Genomic DNA, 15,899 nt, shown 5'->3' on the forward strand with positions numbered 1-15,899 from the left:
CCAACTCGCAACAGCCTCACAAGGTTTCGTTTCGATGATGACAAGGTGGGCGCATGACCAACGACCACCACCACACCGGCACCCCCGAAGCACCCCGCATCGCCGTCCGCGGCGAAGCCCACATCGAAGCCGAACCCGAAATCGCCCGCATCGGCATCACCGTCGCCGCCCGCGGCACCGACCGCCGCACCGCCCTCGAAGACCTCACCCGCCGCAACACCCACGTACTCGACCTCATCAAGGGCTACGGAGAAGCCATCGACAAAACAGCGACCGGCGCCCTCTCCATCACCCCCGAACTCACCAAACGCGGCCGCGGCGAACGCATCCGCACCTACCACGGCCGCGTCCACATCACCGCCGACCTCACCGACTTCACCGCACTCGGCGAACTCACCACCCGCCTCGCCGACCTCGACCTCACCAGCGTCGACGGCCCCTGGTGGTCCCTGCGCCCCACCTCGCCCGTCCACGCCCGGGCCCGGCAGCAAGCCGTCCGCGAAGCCGTCCAACGCGCCCGCGAATACGCCGAAGCCCTCGGCACCACCCTCGCCGCACTCATCGAAATCGCCGACATCGGCGCCGACGACCCCACCATGACCGACCGCGCCATGCCACGCCCCGCCGCCCGCATGGCCGCCTTCGCCGGCGGCGACACGGAACCCGCCCCCGCGCTCGACCTCGAACCCCAACGCCAGCGCGTACGGGCCCAGGTCAACGCCCGCTTTACGATGCACCCGCCGACCCTCTGAACACTCCAGGAAACCCGCCGGTCACCCACGGCGTGCGCTCATCAGAGCGCAGTGTCGCCCAAATTCAAGCCTTGTCAATAGCCCTTCACGCAAAGGTTGTTGAGTAGTCATGACCGACCAATTCTCTACCCGCCGGTAAGGTCTAGGCTCGAAACCATGCGCCGAGCAAAGATCGTCTGCACCCTGGGCCCCGCCACCGACTCGTACGAGCAGATCAAGGCACTCGTAGAAGCCGGAATGGACGTGGCCCGCTTCAACCTCAGCCACGGCACCTACGCCGAACACGAGGAGCGCTACCAGCGCGTGCGAAAGGCCTCCGACGAGACCGGCCGCAGCGTCGGAATCCTCGCCGACCTTCAAGGCCCGAAGATCCGGCTCGGCCGATTCAGCGAAGGACCCGTACTACTCGAACGCGGCGACGAGTTCACCATCACCGTCGAAAGCGGCGTCCAAGGCGACCGCCAGACCTGCGGCACCACCTACGACGGACTCGCCGAAGACGTCACCACCGGCGAACTCATCCTCGTCGACGACGGCAAGGTCACCCTCGAAGTCATCGGCGTCGACGGACCCCGCGTCCACACCCGCGTCGTCGAAGGCGGCATGGTCTCCGACCACAAGGGTCTCAACCTCCCCGGAGTCGCCGTCTCCGTCCCCGCACTCAGCGACAAGGACGAGGCCGACCTCCGCTGGGCCCTGCGCACCGGCGCCGACGTCATCGCCCTCTCCTTCGTCCGCAGCGGACGCGACATCGAAGACGTCCACCGCATCATGCGCGAAGAAGGCCGGCACCTCCCCGTCATCGCCAAGGTCGAAAAGCCTCAGGCCGTCGACAACATCGAGGACATCGTCGCCGCATTCGACGGCATCATGGTCGCCCGCGGCGACCTCGGCGTCGAAATGCCGCTCGAACAGGTCCCGATCGTCCAAAAGCGCGCCATCAAACTCGCCAAGCGCAATGCCAAGCCCGTCATCGTCGCGACCCAAATGCTCGACTCGATGATCGACAACTCTCGGCCCACGCGCGCCGAAGCGAGCGACGTCGCCAATGCCGTCATCGACGGTACCGACGCCGTCATGCTTTCCGGTGAAACCAGCGTCGGGAAATACGCCATCGACACGGTCAAGGTCATGGGCCGCATCGTCGAAGCGGCAGAGGAAGACATCCTCGCCAAGGGCCTCCCGCCGCTGACCGAACGCAGCAAGCCGCGCACCCAGGGCGGCGCCGTCGCCCGCGCCGCGGCCGAAATGGGCGACTTCCTCGGCGCCAAGTTCCTCGTCGCCTTCACGCAGTCCGGCGACACCGTCCGCCGCCTCTCCCGCTACCGCTCGCCGATTCCGCTCCTGGCCTTCACCCCGGAGGCGGCGACGCGCTCGCAGCTCAACCTCACGTGGGGCGTCGAGACGTTCCTCGGGCCGCACGTCGACTCCACCGACGCGATGGTCGCCCAGGTCGACGAGGAGCTCCTGAAGATCGGCCGCTGCAAGAAGGGCGACGTCGTCGTCATCACGGCCGGCTCCCCGCCCGGAGTCCCCGGCTCGACGAACCTGGTCCGCATCCACCACATCGGCGAGGACGACAGCCCCAAGTAGGTCAGTACTTGGGGCCGATGTGGGCGTCGAGCAGGGCCACGTCCTGTTTCCGGGCGACCGAGATGTTGTACGGGTTGCCGTGGCGGGTGCAGTGCGTCCACGTGATGCCGAGCTTGTCGAGGGTGTCGGTGTAGAGCTGCCGGATGCAGTCGGACTTGTTGGTGAAGAAGTACCGCGGGTACTCGTAGCGCTTGCGCTCACCACCGACGACCCGACTCGTCCAGTTCGTGATCCGACACCCGTCGGAGTGGACGAGCCCCCGGACGAACTCCCACGGGTGGGCGTCGATGATCTCCTGCTGCCAGGCTTCGAGCGTGATCTTGCGCTCGTGCTTCTTGCCGGGGCCGTGCTGGGGGAAGAGGCAGGCCAGGTGCTTCGAGTAGACCTTCACGTTGTGACACCCCGTGCGCCGGACCCGGCAGACGCTGTTGTCGGGGAACACCGCTTGCATGGCCTGCGCGGTCTCGTCGGCGATGCCCGGCCAGGCGTCGGCGCAGGTGATCATCAGGTTGGGGACGCGGTGCCCCGAGTAGTGGCTGATGTGGCCGTCGCCCAGGTACTGGCCGAGCAGGTACGAGTACGCGGCCGCGTCCAGCGGGCGGCCGTCGCAGCGCGGGCAGGTCGGGTCGTGCGAGCCGGGGCACTCGCCCCGTTTCGCTCGGTCCATATGGAGCCAGTACGACACTGTCCCTACCGGGACGTCGAGGCTGCGCGCGACGTCCGCGTTCTTGGCGCCGCCTTGAAGGAGCGCGATGGCGCGCTGACGGGTTTCAAGTGAATGCATCGTCATGCATTGATCCTGCATGGGTATGCGGCGGTGCGATGCAAAAAAGCGGATGTTCACGAGAATGTGAACATCCGCTTTCCGGTCTGTGCCGGGTGCGGGATTCGAACCCGCAAGCCCTCTCAGGCAGAGGTGTTTGAGACCTCCGTGTATACCGTTCCACCAACCCGGCTCGGCACTGCGCTGAGTGTACCGGTTCATGAACGACAGCCGCAGCTAGGTAGGCTTTAGGGCAGCAGCACACCGCCTGCCCGAACAAGGAGCGCCCCCGTGACCGCCCCCGAGACGCCCGAGCCCGTAGACGCAGTCGACGACGACAAGTCGCACGTCCCGCCGCTGACGACCCGCGTCGTCATCGCCGAGGACGAGGCCCTCATCCGCCTCGACCTCAAAGAGATGCTCGAGGAAGAGGGCTACTCCGTCGTGGGCGAGGCCGGCGACGGCGAGCAGGCCGTCGAGCTGGCCCGTGAGCACAAGCCCGACCTGGTGATCCTCGACGTGAAGATGCCGAAGATGGACGGCATCAGCGCGGCGGAGAAGATCGCCGGTGAGTCCATCGCCCCGGTTCTGATGCTGACCGCGTTCTCGCAGCGCGATCTCGTGGAGCGGGCGAGGGACGCCGGTGCGATGGCGTATCTCGTGAAGCCGTTCAGCAAGAGCGATGTCGTTCCGGCGATCGAGATGGCCGTGTCCCGCTTCACGGAGCTGAAGACGCTGGAGGACGAGGTCGCGGACCTGACGCAGCGTCTCGAGACGCGGAAGCTGGTGGACCGCGCGAAGTCGGTTCTGCAGACGGAGTACGGGCTGACGGAGCCGGCGGCGTTCCGGTGGATTCAGAAGACGTCGATGGACCGTCGTCTTTCGATGCAGCAGGTCGCCGAGGCGGTCATTCAGGACGCCGAGGAGAAGAAGGCGTCGAAGGGCTGATTGCCCCGGACATGGCCGAGGCCCGCTCCCCGTAATGGTGGGGGCGGGCCTCAGTCGTCTTCGCGTACGGCCTCAGTCCTCGCCGAGGTACGCCTTGCGCACGGATTCGTCGTGCATCAGATCGTCGCCGCTGCCGGACAGGACGATGGAGCCGACTTCCATGACGTGGCCCTGGTCGGCGAGGGAGAGCGCCGCCTGGGCGTTCTGTTCGACGAGCAGGATGGTCGTGCCCTGGGCCTTGAGTTCCGAGATCGTCGCCATGATCTTCTGCATCATGATCGGGGAGAGGCCCATCGAGGGTTCGTCGAGCATGAGCAGCTTGGGCTGGGACATCAACGCCCGTCCCATGGCGAGCATTTGCTGCTCGCCGCCCGAGAGCGTTCCCGCGGCCTGCTTTCTGCGTTCGCCGAGGATGGGGAACAGGTCGTAGGCGCGCTGCATGTCCTTTTCGACGGCAGCCTGGTCGCGGCGGAGGAAGGCGCCGAGTTGCAGGTTTTCCGCGATGGTCAGGCGCGGGAAGATGCGGCGGCCTTCGGGGGAGTGGGCGAGGCCCATCGCGACGATCTTGTGCGCGGGTACGGAGGCCAGCGGCTGCCCGGCGAAGGTGATCTTGCCGCCCGAAGGTTTCAGCAGTCCTGAGAGGGTGCGCAGGGTGGTCGTCTTGCCGGCGCCGTTGGTGCCGATGAGGGTGACGACCTGGCCTTCTTCGACGCTGAAGGAGATTCCTTTGACGGCTTCGATCTTGCCGTAGGCGACCTTGAGGTCTTCGACCTCGAGCAGGGCGGTCACTTGGTGTCCCCTTCCGCGGTGGCCTGGTCCTCGGCGGCCTGGACTTCTTCGATGGCGGTGTCCTCGGGGGCGCCTTCGAAGGGGGTGCCGAGGTAGGCGGCGATGACGCGTTCGTCGCCCTGGACGACCTCGCTGGTGCCCTCCACCAGCTTTTCGCCCTGGACGAGGACGGCGACGCGGTCGCAGAGGTTGAAGATGAAGCGCATGTCGTGCTCGATGACGAGGACGGCGATGCCCATGTCGCGGATGGCGATGACGAGTTCTTCGGTGGCGCGGGTTTCCTGGGGGTTCATTCCCGCTGTGGGTTCGTCCAGCAGGAGCAGGCCCGGTTCGCTCGCCAGCGCTCGCGCGATTTCCAGCTTGCGCTGTTCTCCGTAGGGGAGGTTGCGGGCGAGGTGGTCGCGTTTGTGGGCGAGGCCGATGAAGTCGAGGAGTTCCATGGCGCGTTCTTCGGAGCCGCGTTCGGCCTTGCGGAAGCCGGGTCCTCGCAGGAGGGCCGACCACAGGCCTTCCTTTGTGCGGGTGTGGCGGCCGACCAGGACGTTTTCCAGCACTGTCATGTTGGCGAACAGGCGGATGTTCTGGAAGGTGCGGGCGACGCCTGCCTTGGTGACGAGGTGGGGTTGGGGCGGCAGGACGTCGCCCTGGAAGGAGACTTTGCCTTCGGTGGGGACGTAGAGGCCGGTGAGGCAGTTGAAGAAGGTGGTTTTTCCGGCGCCGTTGGGGCCGATGAGGCCGACGATCTCGCCTTGGTCGACGTGCAGGTCGACGCCCCGTACGGCGGTGAGGCCGCCGAAGCGCATGGTGACGCCGCTTGCCTGGAGCACTGTGGCCGTGTTGGTCATCGTGGTTACGCTCCTGCCTTGGTCGTTGCCGTGGTGGCGGTGCCGGGCAGGCTCGTCTGTTCGGGGATGTCGAGTTGGCCGGTGTCGTGGAATTCGAGCTTCTTGCGCCGGTCGGCGATGAGGCCCTCGGGGCGGAAGCGCATGAGGAGGATCAACGCGACGCCGAAGAGGAGGAGTTGGTAGTCGCCGATGAACTGGAGTTTCGCCGGGATCAGATACAGCAGTGCCGCGCCGATCAGCGGACCGCTCACGGTTCCCATGCCGCCGAGGATGACGGCGGCGAGGAGGAACGCGGAGTTCGGCGGGGCGTTCTCGACGAATTTGTACTGGTCGGGGGTGACCGAGTACTGGACGTGGGCCTGGACGGAGCCGGCCATGCCGGCGAGGGCCGCTCCCAGTGCGAAGGCGAGGAGTTTGAGGCGGAAGGCGTTGATGCCCATGGCGCGGGCGGCGGTTTCGTCTTCGCGGATGGCGACCCAGGCGCGGCCGATGCGGCTGGCGCCGGCGCGGCGGAAGACGGTCACGACGATGATCGTGAAGAAGAGCATCAACAGGTAGTAGTTGGCGAAGCGGCCGAGGTCGACGCCGAGGACGGTGTGGGTTTCGCCGAGGTCGAAGCCGAAGATTTTGAGGTCGGGGATGTTGGGGATGCCGTTGGGGCCGTTGGTGATGTCGGGTCCCGAGTCCCCGTCCAGGTTGTTCATGGTGATGCGGAAGATCTCGCCGAAGCCGAGGGTGACGATGGCGAGGTAGTCGCCCCTCAGGCGCAGGGTGGGTGCGCCGATGGCGACGCCGAAGACCAGTGATGCCGCGGCGCCCGTCAGTACGGCGGCCCAGAAGGGGAAGTGGACGCCGATGGTGGAGTCGGGGCTGCCGGAGACGAGGGCTGCGGCGTAGGCGCCGACGCCGAGGAAGGCGACGTAGCCGAGGTCGAGGAGGCCCGCGAGGCCGACGACGACGTTGAGGCCGAGGGCGACGGTGGCGAAGACCAGGATGTTGGCGGCGACGTTGGTGTAGGTGTCGTTGGTCTGGGTGAAGGGGAAGGCCGCTGCGGCTACGAAGGCGGCGGTGAGGCTGATGTTGCGGTGTTTGTTGGTGAGGCCGGTGATGCGGGCGAGGAGTCCGGCCTTGGAGAGGGCGGCCGCGCCGAAGCCGACGAGGATGAGGTAGCCGACGAAGAGTTCGCCGTATTCGGTGTCGATGCCGTACGTGAAGACGTAGAGGGCGAGGCCGAAGGAGACGGCGATGAGGAGGATTTCGGCCCAGTTGGGCAGGGTGATGCTGCTGGGGCGCGGGGGCGGGGCCTTGAGGCTGGCGCGGAAGCGGGCCCAGGCGCTCTTGGCCTCGGGGTCGGGGGTGTCGACGGGGAGGCCCAGGGCGAGCACGGTGGTGGCGAGGGCGGCGATCCCGGCGATCCAGCCTCCGGGTTCGAGGTTGGCGGTGCCGCCGAGTTTCGCGGAGATGGCGCCCATGGTGTAGCCGGTGGTGCCGAGGGTGCCGAGGGCGAGGAGGAGGGTGGGGGCGGTGGTGCCGCCGGGGGTGAGCCAGCGCAGTCCGCGGGTGCCGAGTCCTGAGAGGGCCAGGAGCAGGGTGAGCAGTGCGCCGGTGAGGGTGAGGACTTGGAGTCCGCCGGGGTAGCCGGTGACGGTGAGGTCGCCGGGGAATTCGGCGGTCCACGTCCAGGCGAGGAAGGTGCTGGCGAGGGTGAGGAGGGCGCCGGCGGCGGTGCCGTAGCGGGCGGCCTGTTCGGGCAGCGGGAGGGTGGCTGTCCTGGTGGTCTCTGTGGTCATGGTGATCACGCCCTGTCCGCGACGCGCTCGCCGAGCAGGCCCTGGGGCCGCAGCAGGAGGACGAGGATGAGGAGGACGAAGGCCCAGACGTCTTTCCAGGCGCCGCCGCCGAGGAGTTCCATGCCGGGGATGTCCTGGATGTAGGCGGTGGCGAGGGCTTCGGCGAGGCCGAGGGCGAGGCCGCCGATCATGGCGCCGTAGATGTTGCCGATGCCGCCGAGGACGGCTGCGGTGAAGGCTTTGAGGCCGGCGATGAAGCCCATCTTGAACCCGATTTGGCCGTACTTGAGGCCGAAGGCCATGGCGGCGACCGCCGCGAAGGCGCCGCCGATGGCGAAGGCGGTGACGACGATGCGGTCGGTGTTGATGCCCATGAGCTTGGCGGTGTCGGGGTCTTGCGAGGTGGCCTGCATGGCGCGGCCCGTGCGGGTCTTGGCGACGAAGAAGGCGAGGGCCGCCATGCAGATGGGGGCGGCGATGATGAGGAAGATGTCGCCCCGTTGGAGGGTGAAGGCGCCGACGTCGATCGGGCCGCCTTCGAACTGGGGGAAGGTGCGGTCGGCCTTGGCGTCGGGGTAGAAGGCCCAGACTGCCTGCTGGAGGGCGATGGAGAGGCCGATGGCGGTGATGAGGGGTGCGAGGCGTGGGGCGTTTCTGAGGGGGCGGTAGGCGAAACGTTCCGCGCCGACGGCGATGAGGACGGAGCAGGTGATGCCCATCAGGAGCATGAGGGGCAGGGCGAGGGCGAGGGATGTTCCGCCGGGGAGCCAGAGCCACATGGTGAGGGCGCCGAAGCCGCCGATCATGTAGATCTCGCCGTGGGCGAAGTTGATGAGCTGGATGATGCCGTAGACCATGGTGTAGCCGACGGCTATGAGGCCGTACAGGGCTCCGAGGATCAGGCCGTTGACCAGCTGTTGCGGCAGATCGTGCACCGCTGGGCCTCCGTGGGTGTGGTGTCAAGTACGGGTGCGCGGGGGGCTGTTGGTGGGCCCCCCGCGCTCGGTGCTGTACCGGGGGAGTGTCCGGGGTGCCGGGCGCTCCCTGCGGGTTACTGCGCTTCCAGCTCGCCGGTCTTGACCGGGGTGTGCTTGCCGCCCTTGACCTGGTAGACGGTCAGGGTGCGGTTGGTGGTGTCGCCGTACTTGTCGAAGGAGACCTGACCGGTGACGCCGTTGAAGGAGACCTTCTGGGTGGCCTCGGTGATCTTCTTACGGGCTTCCTTGGGGTCGCTGGGAAGCTTGCCGTCGTTGTCGGCCATGACCTGCTTGACGGCCTGGATGACGACCCAGGCGGCGTCGTAGGAGAGGGCGCCGTAGGTCTCGTAGGGCTCCTTGTAGCCGCCCGCCTTGTAGTCGTCGATGAACTTCTTGGCGGTGTCCAGCTGCTCGGGCGGAGCGCCGACGGAGGTGGCGAAGTCGCCCGCGGAGGCGGCGCCGGCGAGCTTGACGTAGTCGGCGCTCTGCAGGGCGTCGCCGCCGACGACGGGGATCTTGGCTCCGGCGTCCTTGATCTGCTTGGACAGGGGGGCGCCGGCCGGGTATTCGCCGCCGTAGTAGACGAAGTCGGCCTTGGAGTTCTTGATCTTCGTGGCGATGGCGCCGAAGTCGCGGTCGTCGGGGTTGATGTGGTCGGTGGCGACGACCTTGCCGCCGAGCTTGGTGAATTCCTGCCGGAATGTGCGGGCGAGGCCCGCGCCGTAGGTCTTCTTGTCGTCGACGGAGTAGACGGTCTTCAGCTTGAGCGTGTTGTAAGCATATTGGGCGGCGTAGGGGCCCTGGAGCGCGTCGGTGGTGGCGGTGCGGAAGTAGGTGTTGAACTGCCGCTTCTTCGACGTCGCGTACTTCGCGCCCTGGGTGAGTTCGGGGGCGGTGTTCGCCGGCGAGACCTGGACGAGGTTGGCGGAGGCGAAGGTCTTCTGCATCGACTGGGCGACGCTGGAGTTCAGGGGGCCGACGACGCCGAGGACCTGGTCGTTGCCGACGAGTTTGGTGGCGTTCTGGCCGCCGGTGGAGGGGTTGGCGACGTCGTCGAGCGGCTGGGTCTTGAAGGTGACGCCGTTGACTTCCTTGTTCTTGTTGGCGATCTTCGTGGCCAGGTCGACGGAGTTCTTGATACCGATGCCGATGGCCGAGAGGTCGCCGCTGAGCGGGGCGTCGACGCCGATGACCACGGTGGTGTTCTTGCCGCCCTCGGACTTGTTGTCTTCGTCGCGCGATCCGCAGGCGGTGAGTGTGAGTGCTCCGGTCGTGAGCACGGCGGTGAGTATGAGCAAAGAACGGTGTCGCACGATCATTCCTCTCCCTGGCGCGGTCCCCTTGGTCCAGGGGGCCGTGTGTCTCGCCGGGCCGTACGGAGTGGTACAGGGGCCGTGCAAGTGGAGCGCCCGGCGGCGCGGTGACTGGCCGTGACTATAAGCGCAGGTGACGGCGTGGAGCGCGGGTGCGGAAGAGGCTGTGACGTTCTTGTTATGACGGGGCGTTCCGCTTGGGTGGGAATTACCAAGATCACCTCAAGTCCCGTAGTGGAGGGGGGTGTTCTCAAGATCGACTTGGTTGCGCGCTCCCCGCGCGCGCGGACAGGGCCGCGCGGTGCGACGTTCTCATTGCTTCGTTGCGGCAGAGGTAACCGAGTGTTACCGCTGTGTGAGTTCGGCGTTGGGGTGTGCGCAGCGCGAGCGCAGGAGTGCGAGCAGGTCGTGCGGATAGCGGTCGACGAAGATGAAGCTGTGCTGTTCCGTGGCGCGCCGGTTGGTGAGCGTGAGATCCAGATAGGACATGTCGAGGGCGCGGGGCAGGGTGGAGCAGTCGTGCGCGTCGATCCGTACGGTGAGGGTGCGCGGGGAGCCGGGGGTCGCGTCGATGGGTGGCCGTGGGCTGGTGGTGACGGTCAACCTGGGGTCTCCGGCCTGGAGGTGACTGATCGTCACGGGCCCTCCGTGGTCGACCTGTGCCAGGAACCGAAAGCCCCCGCCGCGTGCCCCTTCGTAGCTGAGGTGGGTGACCCGGGTCGGCCACGGGTCGGGCGGCTCAGGGGCGGGCTGTTCGGGGTGCGGGAAGAGGAGGGTGCCCACGACGGTGACTGCGGCGAGGAGGACGGCGAGGAGCAGCTTGCGTGTGTGCGGGGGCAGCGCGGCCCAACGCTCGGACGTCCGGGGGGAGTCGGCCTCGACGACGTCGGCCGGGTGGGGTGCGGTGGGGTGCGGGTCGGCCGGTTCGTACGGCTCGACGGGCCCGGTGCCGGTCATGCTCGACGGTAGGGCGGAGGGTGCGGATCCGCCAATGGGGGTGCGGTCCGGTCGAGTTGGGGATGCCCTCTGGCCGGGCGGGGCGCGGCGCGATGGAATGTCTCGCGTCACCTCCCGTCCCGCGAGTGAACTCCCTGAACGCGCCCTTGGAGGCACGATGGCGAGATCCACCGGTAAGAGACGTTACGGCCTGACCCTGGTGTGTGCGCTGGTGGCGGCGGTGGCCGCCCCGTCCGCGTACGCCGTCCAACCCTCGCCCGCGCAGGCGGAGTTGAAGATCACGGATCGTGCGACGCAGCCCGTCTTCTCGCGCGCGGACGCCGTGCTGCAGAAGGTCGACGTCCAGACGGAGGTCGACAGCGACGGCGACGGGAAGCGCGACACGGTCCGTATGCGGATCCTGCGGCCGAAGGAGACGGAGTCGGCGGGTCTGAAGGTCGCGACGATCGTCGAGGCGAGCCCGTACTGGGCGGGTGGCAACGATGTCCCCAACCATGTCGTCGACCTCGACGAGGACGGCCTTCCGGAGGCGGGCAAGAAGTTCCAACAGGAGCCGGGGCAGGCCGGGTTGACGGGTCCGGCCGTGGCGTACGGCGGCTACTACGACAACTACTTCCTGCCGCGCGGCTATGCCGTGGCCGAGGTCGACAGTCTCGGTACCGGCGGCTCCACCGGCTGTCCCACCTCGGGCGGTCGCAACGAGACGCTGGGTGCCAAGGCCGCGATCGACTGGCTCAACGGCCGGGCCAAGGGCTGGGACGCCGAGGGGCGTCCGGTCCGTGCGGGCTGGTCGACCGGTGACGCCGCCATGATGGGCATCTCCTACAACGGCACCCTGCCGACCGCCGTCGCCAGTACGGGAGTCGAGGGCCTGAAGGCGATCGTGCCGATCTCCGGGATCTCGTCCTGGTACGACTACTACCGGGCGAACGGCGGTGTGGTCGCGCCCGGCACCTTCCAGGGCGAGGACACCGACGTGCTCGCCAGGTACGTGTACTCGCGGGCCGACCGGGAGATCTGCAAGCCGGTGCTCGACGCGCTGGAGCGTGACCAGGACCGGGTGACGGGGGACTGGTCGCCGTACTGGCAGGAGCGCGACTACCTGAAGGACGCCGGGCGGATCAAGGCGGCGACGTTCGTCGTGCACGGCCTCAACGACTGGAACGTGAAGACGAAGAACGCGGGCCAGTTGTGGGAGGCGCTCAAGAAGAACCACGTCCCGCGCAAGCTGTGGCTGCACCAGGCAGGACACTCGAACCCGATGCCGCTGCGCATGGAGGAGTGGCTGAGCCAGGTCCACCGCTGGTTCGACCACTATCTGTACGGCATCGGCAACGGCGTCACGAAGGAGCCTCAAGTCGACGTCGAGCAGGCCGACTTCAGCTGGAAGCAGCAGCGGGACTGGCCGGCGCCGGGCACCCGATCGACGACGCTGCGGATGCGGGCCGACGGCACGCTGGGGAGCGCGGCCGGGCCCAAGCGGGTGCAGTCGCTGACCGACGCGGGCCGCACGGTCGCCGCGGAGAAGCTGGTGACGTCGCCGGACGAGGCGAACCCCAACCGGCTCGCGTACACGACGGGGACGCTCGACAAGGACGTCCGGCTGAACGGCGTGCCGAAGGTCGATGTGCGCGCCTCACTGGCGGGTACGTCGCCGTACGTGACGGCGCTGCTCGTCGACTACGGGCGGGACACCCGCGCCACGTCGGGCACGGTCACCGACACCTCGCAGCAGGTCTGCTACGGCGAGGGAGTGCCGGGCCTCGCCGGGGAGACGGGCTGCGCGTACCGCACGAAGCACCGCACCGAGACCGCCGACTACAAGATCGTCACGCGGGGCTGGCTGGACGCCCGCAACCGGACGTCGTACGCGCGTCAGTCCAAGGTCGTCGAGGGCCGCGAGTACCGGCTGACGTGGGACATGCAACCCGAGGACTACGTCTTCAAGGCCGGGCACCGGCTCGGCGTCGTCCTGATCTCCACCGACTACGACTACACGCTGCGCTACCCGGCGGGCACGAAAATGACGGTGCGCGCCGGGGACAGCTCACTGACGCTGCCGGTGGCGCCCACCGGCAAGGGATAGGCGCCGGGGCGTCCGCTACGCCGTGGGCGCGTCCGGTACTTCCTTGAGCATGCAGGTCAGGCGGGCCGAGCAGACCCGCCTGTCCTGCTCGTCGGTGATCACGATCTCGTACGTCGCCGTGGAGCGGCCGCGGTGCAGCGGCGTGGCGACGCCGGTGACGAGACCGGAGCGGGCGCCGCGGTGGTGCGTGCAGTTCAGGTCGACGCCGACGGCGATCTTGCCGCTGCCGCCGTGCAGCATCGCGCCGACGGAGCCGAGGGTCTCGGCGAGCACGGCGGAGGCGCCGCCGTGCAGCAGCCCGTAGGGCTGCGTGTTGCCCTCGACGGGCATGGTGCCGACGACGCGCTCGGCCGAGGCCTCCTTCACGTCGATGCCCATGCGCCTGCCGAGGTGTCCGGCGGAGAACAGGGCGACGAGGTCGATGCCGAGCGCGGCGTACTCGTCGATGACCTCTTGCGGGAACTGCGTCTGGTTCTGCTCGCCCATGGGGCCCTGCTCCGTTCCTCGTGGCTTGCCCGAGTCGACCGGTTGGTGGACTGAAGGGTGACTGAAAGGTGACTGAAGGTGACTGAGCAAACGCTCAGTCGGTCCTGGATTGTTCCAGGCGGACCACGACGGACTTGCTGGCGGGTGTGTTGCTGGTGTCCGCGGTGGCGTCCAGCGGCACCAGCACGTTGGTCTCCGGGTAGTAGGCGGCCGCGCAGCCGCGGGCCGTCGGGTAGTGCACGACACGGAAGCCGGGCGCCCGCCGCTCCACGCCGTCCTCCCACTCGCTCACCAGGTCCACGTACGAGCCGTCGGCGAGGTCCAGGTCCTTGGCGTCGTCCGCGTTGACGAGCACGACGCGGCGGCCGTTCCTGATCCCGCGGTAGCGGTCGTCCAGGCCGTAGATCGTGGTGTTGTACTGGTCGTGCGAGCGCAGCGTCTGCAGGAGCAGGCGGCCCTCGGGCACGCGCGGGTACTCGACCGGCGCGGCCGTGAAGTTGGCCTTTCCGGTCGTCGTGGGGAAGCGGCGCTCGTCGCGCGGGGCATGCGGGAGCGCGAAACCGCTCGGGTCGGCGACCTTCCGGTTGAAGTCCTCGAAGCCGGGGATCACGTTCCCGATGCGGTCCCGGATCGTCGCGTAGTCCTTCTCGAACTCCTCCCAGCCAGTGGTGGACCGGGCGCCGAGGACACGGCGGGCGAGGCGGGCCACGATGGCCGGCTCGGACAGCAGGTGCCGGCTCGCCGGGTCCAGGCGGCCGCGCGAGGCGTGCACCATGCCCATCGAGTCCTCGACGGTCACGAACTGCTCGCCGCTGCCCTGGAGGTCGCGCTCGGTGCGGCCGAGGGTGGGCAGGATCAGCGCGCGGGCGCCGGTGACGGTGTGCGAGCGGTTCAGCTTCGTGGAGACGTGCACGGTGAGGCGGGCGCGGCGCATGGCCGACTCGGTGACCTCCGTGTCGGGGGACGCCGAGACGAAATTGCCGCCCATGGCGAAGAAGACCTTCGCCTGCCCGTCGCGCAGGGCGCGGATGGCGCGCACCACGTCGAAGCCGTGCTCGCGCGGCGGGGCGAAGCCGAACTCCTTCTCCAGGGCGTCGAGGAACGCGGGGGCGGGGCGCTCGAAGATGCCCATGGTGCGGTCGCCCTGCACGTTCGAGTGGCCGCGCACGGGGCACACGCCGGCGCCGGGCCGTCCGATGTTGCCGCGCAGCAGCAGGAAGTTGACCACCTCGCGGATCGTCGGCACGGAGTGCTTGTGCTGGGTGAGGCCCATGGCCCAGCACACGACGGTGCGCCTGGAGGCGAGGACCATCTCCAGGGTGCGCTCGATGTCGGCGCGGGACAGGCCGGTCGCCGCGAGCGTCTCGTCCCAGTCGGCGGCGCGGGCGGCCGCGGCGAACTCCTCGTAGCCGTGGGTGTGCTCGGCGATGAAGGCGTCGTCGGTGGCGCCCTCCGCGTCGAGGATCAGCTTGTTGAGGAGGCGGAAGAGGGCCTGGTCGCCGCCGAGGCGGATCTGCAGGAACAGGTCGTTGAGCGCCGCGCCCTTGGTGAGGCCCTTCGGGGTCTGTGGGTTCTTGAACTTCTCCAGCCCCGCCTCCGGCAGCGGATTCACCGAGATGATCTTCGCGCCGCCCGCCTTCGCCTTCTCCAGGGCGGACAGCATGCGCGGATGGTTCGTGCCCGGGTTCTGCCCGGCGACGATGATCAGGTCCGCCTTGTAGAGGTCTTCGAGCAGGACGCTGCCCTTGCCGATGCCGATCGTCTCGGTCAGCGCGGAGCCGGACGACTCGTGGCACATGTTCGAGCAGTCGGGCAGATTGTTCGTACCGAACTCGCGGGCGAACAACTGGTAGAGGAACGCCGCCTCGTTGCTGGTGCGCCCCGACGTGTAGAAGACGGCCTCGTCGGGAGAGGCGAGCGCCTCCAGGTCCTCGGCGATCAGGTCGAAGGCCCGCTCCCAGGTCACCGGCTCGTAGTGCGTCGCCCCCTCGGCCAGGAACATGGGGTGGGTGAGCCGGCCCTGCTGGCCCAGCCAGTACCCGGAGCGCGTCGCGAGGTCCGTGACCGGGTGCGCGGCGAAGAACTCCGGCGTCACCCGGCGCAGGGTGGCCTCCTCGGCGACCGCCTTCGCTCCGTTCTCACAGAACTCCGCCGCGTGCCGGTGCTCCGGCTCCGGCCAGGCGCAGCCGGGGCAGTCGAAGCCGTCCTTCTGGTTGACGCGCAGCAGCGTCAGCGCCGTGCGCCGCACGCCCATCTGCTCGCGGGCCATCTTCAGCGAGTGCTTCACGGCGGGGAGCCCGGCGGCATGGTGCTGCGGCGCCGCGACCTGCGGCGCGTCCTGTACCGGATCGGATGCGGGCGGCTTGCTTGCCATGCTTCGGCTCCCCTGTGAGCGGTCCTGCGATGCTGCGGCGCAGCGCTGTGAGCTACGTCTCCGATCTTCGCACGTGGGTGTGACAACACCCGTGCCGGTCCTGGGTGGGCCGCGCTGTCAGTGGGGCGTGGCAGGATCGTGGGCGTGGCAGAGAAAGCAGCAGCGAATACGCCAAAGACGACGCAGAAGACGGTGGATCCGGTGGCGAAGGCAGCAGACGGCAGCT

The 15,899-nt window shown here is 68.3% G+C and carries 13 protein-coding genes and 1 tRNA gene; 4 read left to right on the top strand and 10 right to left on the bottom strand.

Features of this window, described 5'->3' with window-relative positions; translation table 11 throughout:
- Window positions 1–53 precede the first annotated feature (53 nt).
- Both ACY34M_RS05015 and pyk read left to right on the top strand, forming a co-directional pair.
- Window positions 54–752 carry an SIMPL domain-containing protein gene (locus tag ACY34M_RS05015; RefSeq protein ID WP_462718698.1) on the top strand — a complete coding sequence of 233 codons (699 nt, stop codon included), beginning with the start codon at window positions 54–56 and terminating at the stop codon, window positions 750–752.
- 156 nt (window positions 753–908) lie between these two features.
- Window positions 909–2,345: a pyruvate kinase gene (gene pyk / locus ACY34M_RS05020; protein WP_462718699.1), complete on the top strand. Its 1,437-nt coding sequence runs from the start codon at window positions 909–911 to the stop codon at window positions 2,343–2,345.
- Window position 2,346: 1 nt separating this feature from the next.
- On the opposite strand, the gene ACY34M_RS05025 is transcribed toward pyk, so the two are convergent.
- Together ACY34M_RS05025 and ACY34M_RS05030 are read right to left on the bottom strand one after the other, a co-directional pair.
- Window positions 2,347–3,135 carry an RNA polymerase sigma factor sigma-70 region 4 domain-containing protein gene (locus ACY34M_RS05025; RefSeq protein WP_462718700.1) on the bottom strand — a complete coding sequence of 263 codons (789 nt, stop codon included), beginning with the start codon at window positions 3,133–3,135 and terminating at the stop codon, window positions 2,347–2,349.
- An 83-nt stretch (window positions 3,136–3,218) separates the two neighbouring features.
- A tRNA-Leu gene (locus tag ACY34M_RS05030) sits at window positions 3,219–3,301 on the bottom strand.
- Between the two features lie 98 nt (window positions 3,302–3,399).
- On the opposite strand from ACY34M_RS05030, the gene ACY34M_RS05035 reads away from it, so the two are divergent.
- Window positions 3,400–4,056 carry an ANTAR domain-containing response regulator gene (locus ACY34M_RS05035; RefSeq protein WP_462718701.1) on the top strand — a complete coding sequence of 219 codons (657 nt, stop codon included), beginning with the start codon at window positions 3,400–3,402 and terminating at the stop codon, window positions 4,054–4,056.
- A 72-nt stretch (window positions 4,057–4,128) separates the two neighbouring features.
- Here the strand turns inward: ACY34M_RS05035 and ACY34M_RS05040 are convergent, their stop codons facing one another.
- The 6 genes from ACY34M_RS05040 to ACY34M_RS05065 form a co-directional block, all read right to left on the bottom strand.
- Window positions 4,129–4,845, bottom strand: a complete 717-nt coding sequence (locus ACY34M_RS05040) for an ABC transporter ATP-binding protein (protein ID WP_462718702.1) — start codon at window positions 4,843–4,845, stop codon at window positions 4,129–4,131.
- The gene (locus ACY34M_RS05045; RefSeq protein ID WP_462718703.1) at window positions 4,842–5,690 is read right to left on the bottom strand and encodes an ABC transporter ATP-binding protein; all 849 of its coding nucleotides are present in this window, start codon (window positions 5,688–5,690) and stop codon (window positions 4,842–4,844) included. Before ACY34M_RS05045 ends, ACY34M_RS05040 begins: the two co-directional genes overlap by 4 nt.
- A 5-nt stretch (window positions 5,691–5,695) precedes the next feature.
- Entirely contained in the window at window positions 5,696–7,480 is a 1,785-nt protein-coding gene (locus tag ACY34M_RS05050) for a branched-chain amino acid ABC transporter permease (protein WP_462718704.1), read from the bottom strand.
- A gap of 5 nt (window positions 7,481–7,485) precedes the next feature.
- A complete protein-coding gene (locus tag ACY34M_RS05055; protein WP_462718705.1) occupies window positions 7,486–8,415 on the bottom strand; it encodes a branched-chain amino acid ABC transporter permease in 930 nt (309 codons plus the stop codon).
- A gap of 116 nt (window positions 8,416–8,531) precedes the next feature.
- Window positions 8,532–9,770: a branched-chain amino acid ABC transporter substrate-binding protein gene (locus tag ACY34M_RS05060; RefSeq protein WP_462718706.1), complete on the bottom strand. Its 1,239-nt coding sequence runs from the start codon at window positions 9,768–9,770 to the stop codon at window positions 8,532–8,534.
- A gap of 345 nt (window positions 9,771–10,115) precedes the next feature.
- The gene (locus tag ACY34M_RS05065; protein WP_462718707.1) at window positions 10,116–10,727 is read right to left on the bottom strand and encodes a hypothetical protein; all 612 of its coding nucleotides are present in this window, start codon (window positions 10,725–10,727) and stop codon (window positions 10,116–10,118) included.
- Between the two features lie 157 nt (window positions 10,728–10,884).
- Between ACY34M_RS05065 and ACY34M_RS05070 the strand changes: the two genes are divergently transcribed.
- Window positions 10,885–12,813, top strand: coding sequence for a Xaa-Pro dipeptidyl-peptidase (locus ACY34M_RS05070; protein WP_462718708.1), 1,929 nt, complete (start codon window positions 10,885–10,887; stop codon window positions 12,811–12,813).
- 15 nt (window positions 12,814–12,828) lie between these two features.
- Here ACY34M_RS05070 and ACY34M_RS05075 read toward each other — a convergent pair whose 3' ends face one another.
- Window positions 12,829–13,299 (bottom strand): PaaI family thioesterase, encoded by a 471-nt coding sequence (locus ACY34M_RS05075; protein WP_462718709.1) that lies wholly within the window; start codon window positions 13,297–13,299, stop codon window positions 12,829–12,831.
- 94 nt (window positions 13,300–13,393) lie between these two features.
- Window positions 13,394–15,673, bottom strand: a complete 2,280-nt coding sequence (locus ACY34M_RS05080) for an FdhF/YdeP family oxidoreductase (RefSeq protein ID WP_462718710.1) — start codon at window positions 15,671–15,673, stop codon at window positions 13,394–13,396.
- Between the last annotated feature and the right edge of the window lie 226 nt (window positions 15,674–15,899).

The organism is Streptomyces sp. EDA2-14 (genome assembly GCF_054963755.1).

Coding starts and splice junctions, on each gene's coding strand:
- ACY34M_RS05070 (WP_462718708.1), top strand. CDS start 10,885: ATGGCGAGATCCACCGGTAAGAGACGTTACGGCCTGACCCTGGTGTGT.
- ACY34M_RS05080 (WP_462718710.1), bottom strand. CDS start 15,673: ATGGCAAGCAAGCCGCCCGCATCCGATCCGGTACAGGACGCGCCGCAG.
- ACY34M_RS05025 (WP_462718700.1), bottom strand. CDS start 3,135: ATGACGATGCATTCACTTGAAACCCGTCAGCGCGCCATCGCGCTCCTT.
- ACY34M_RS05065 (WP_462718707.1), bottom strand. CDS start 10,727: ATGACCGGCACCGGGCCCGTCGAGCCGTACGAACCGGCCGACCCGCAC.
- ACY34M_RS05050 (WP_462718704.1), bottom strand. CDS start 7,480: ATGACCACAGAGACCACCAGGACAGCCACCCTCCCGCTGCCCGAACAG.
- ACY34M_RS05045 (WP_462718703.1), bottom strand. CDS start 5,690: ATGACCAACACGGCCACAGTGCTCCAGGCAAGCGGCGTCACCATGCGC.
- pyk (WP_462718699.1), top strand. CDS start 909: ATGCGCCGAGCAAAGATCGTCTGCACCCTGGGCCCCGCCACCGACTCG.
- ACY34M_RS05015 (WP_462718698.1), top strand. CDS start 54: ATGACCAACGACCACCACCACACCGGCACCCCCGAAGCACCCCGCATC.
- ACY34M_RS05075 (WP_462718709.1), bottom strand. CDS start 13,299: ATGGGCGAGCAGAACCAGACGCAGTTCCCGCAAGAGGTCATCGACGAG.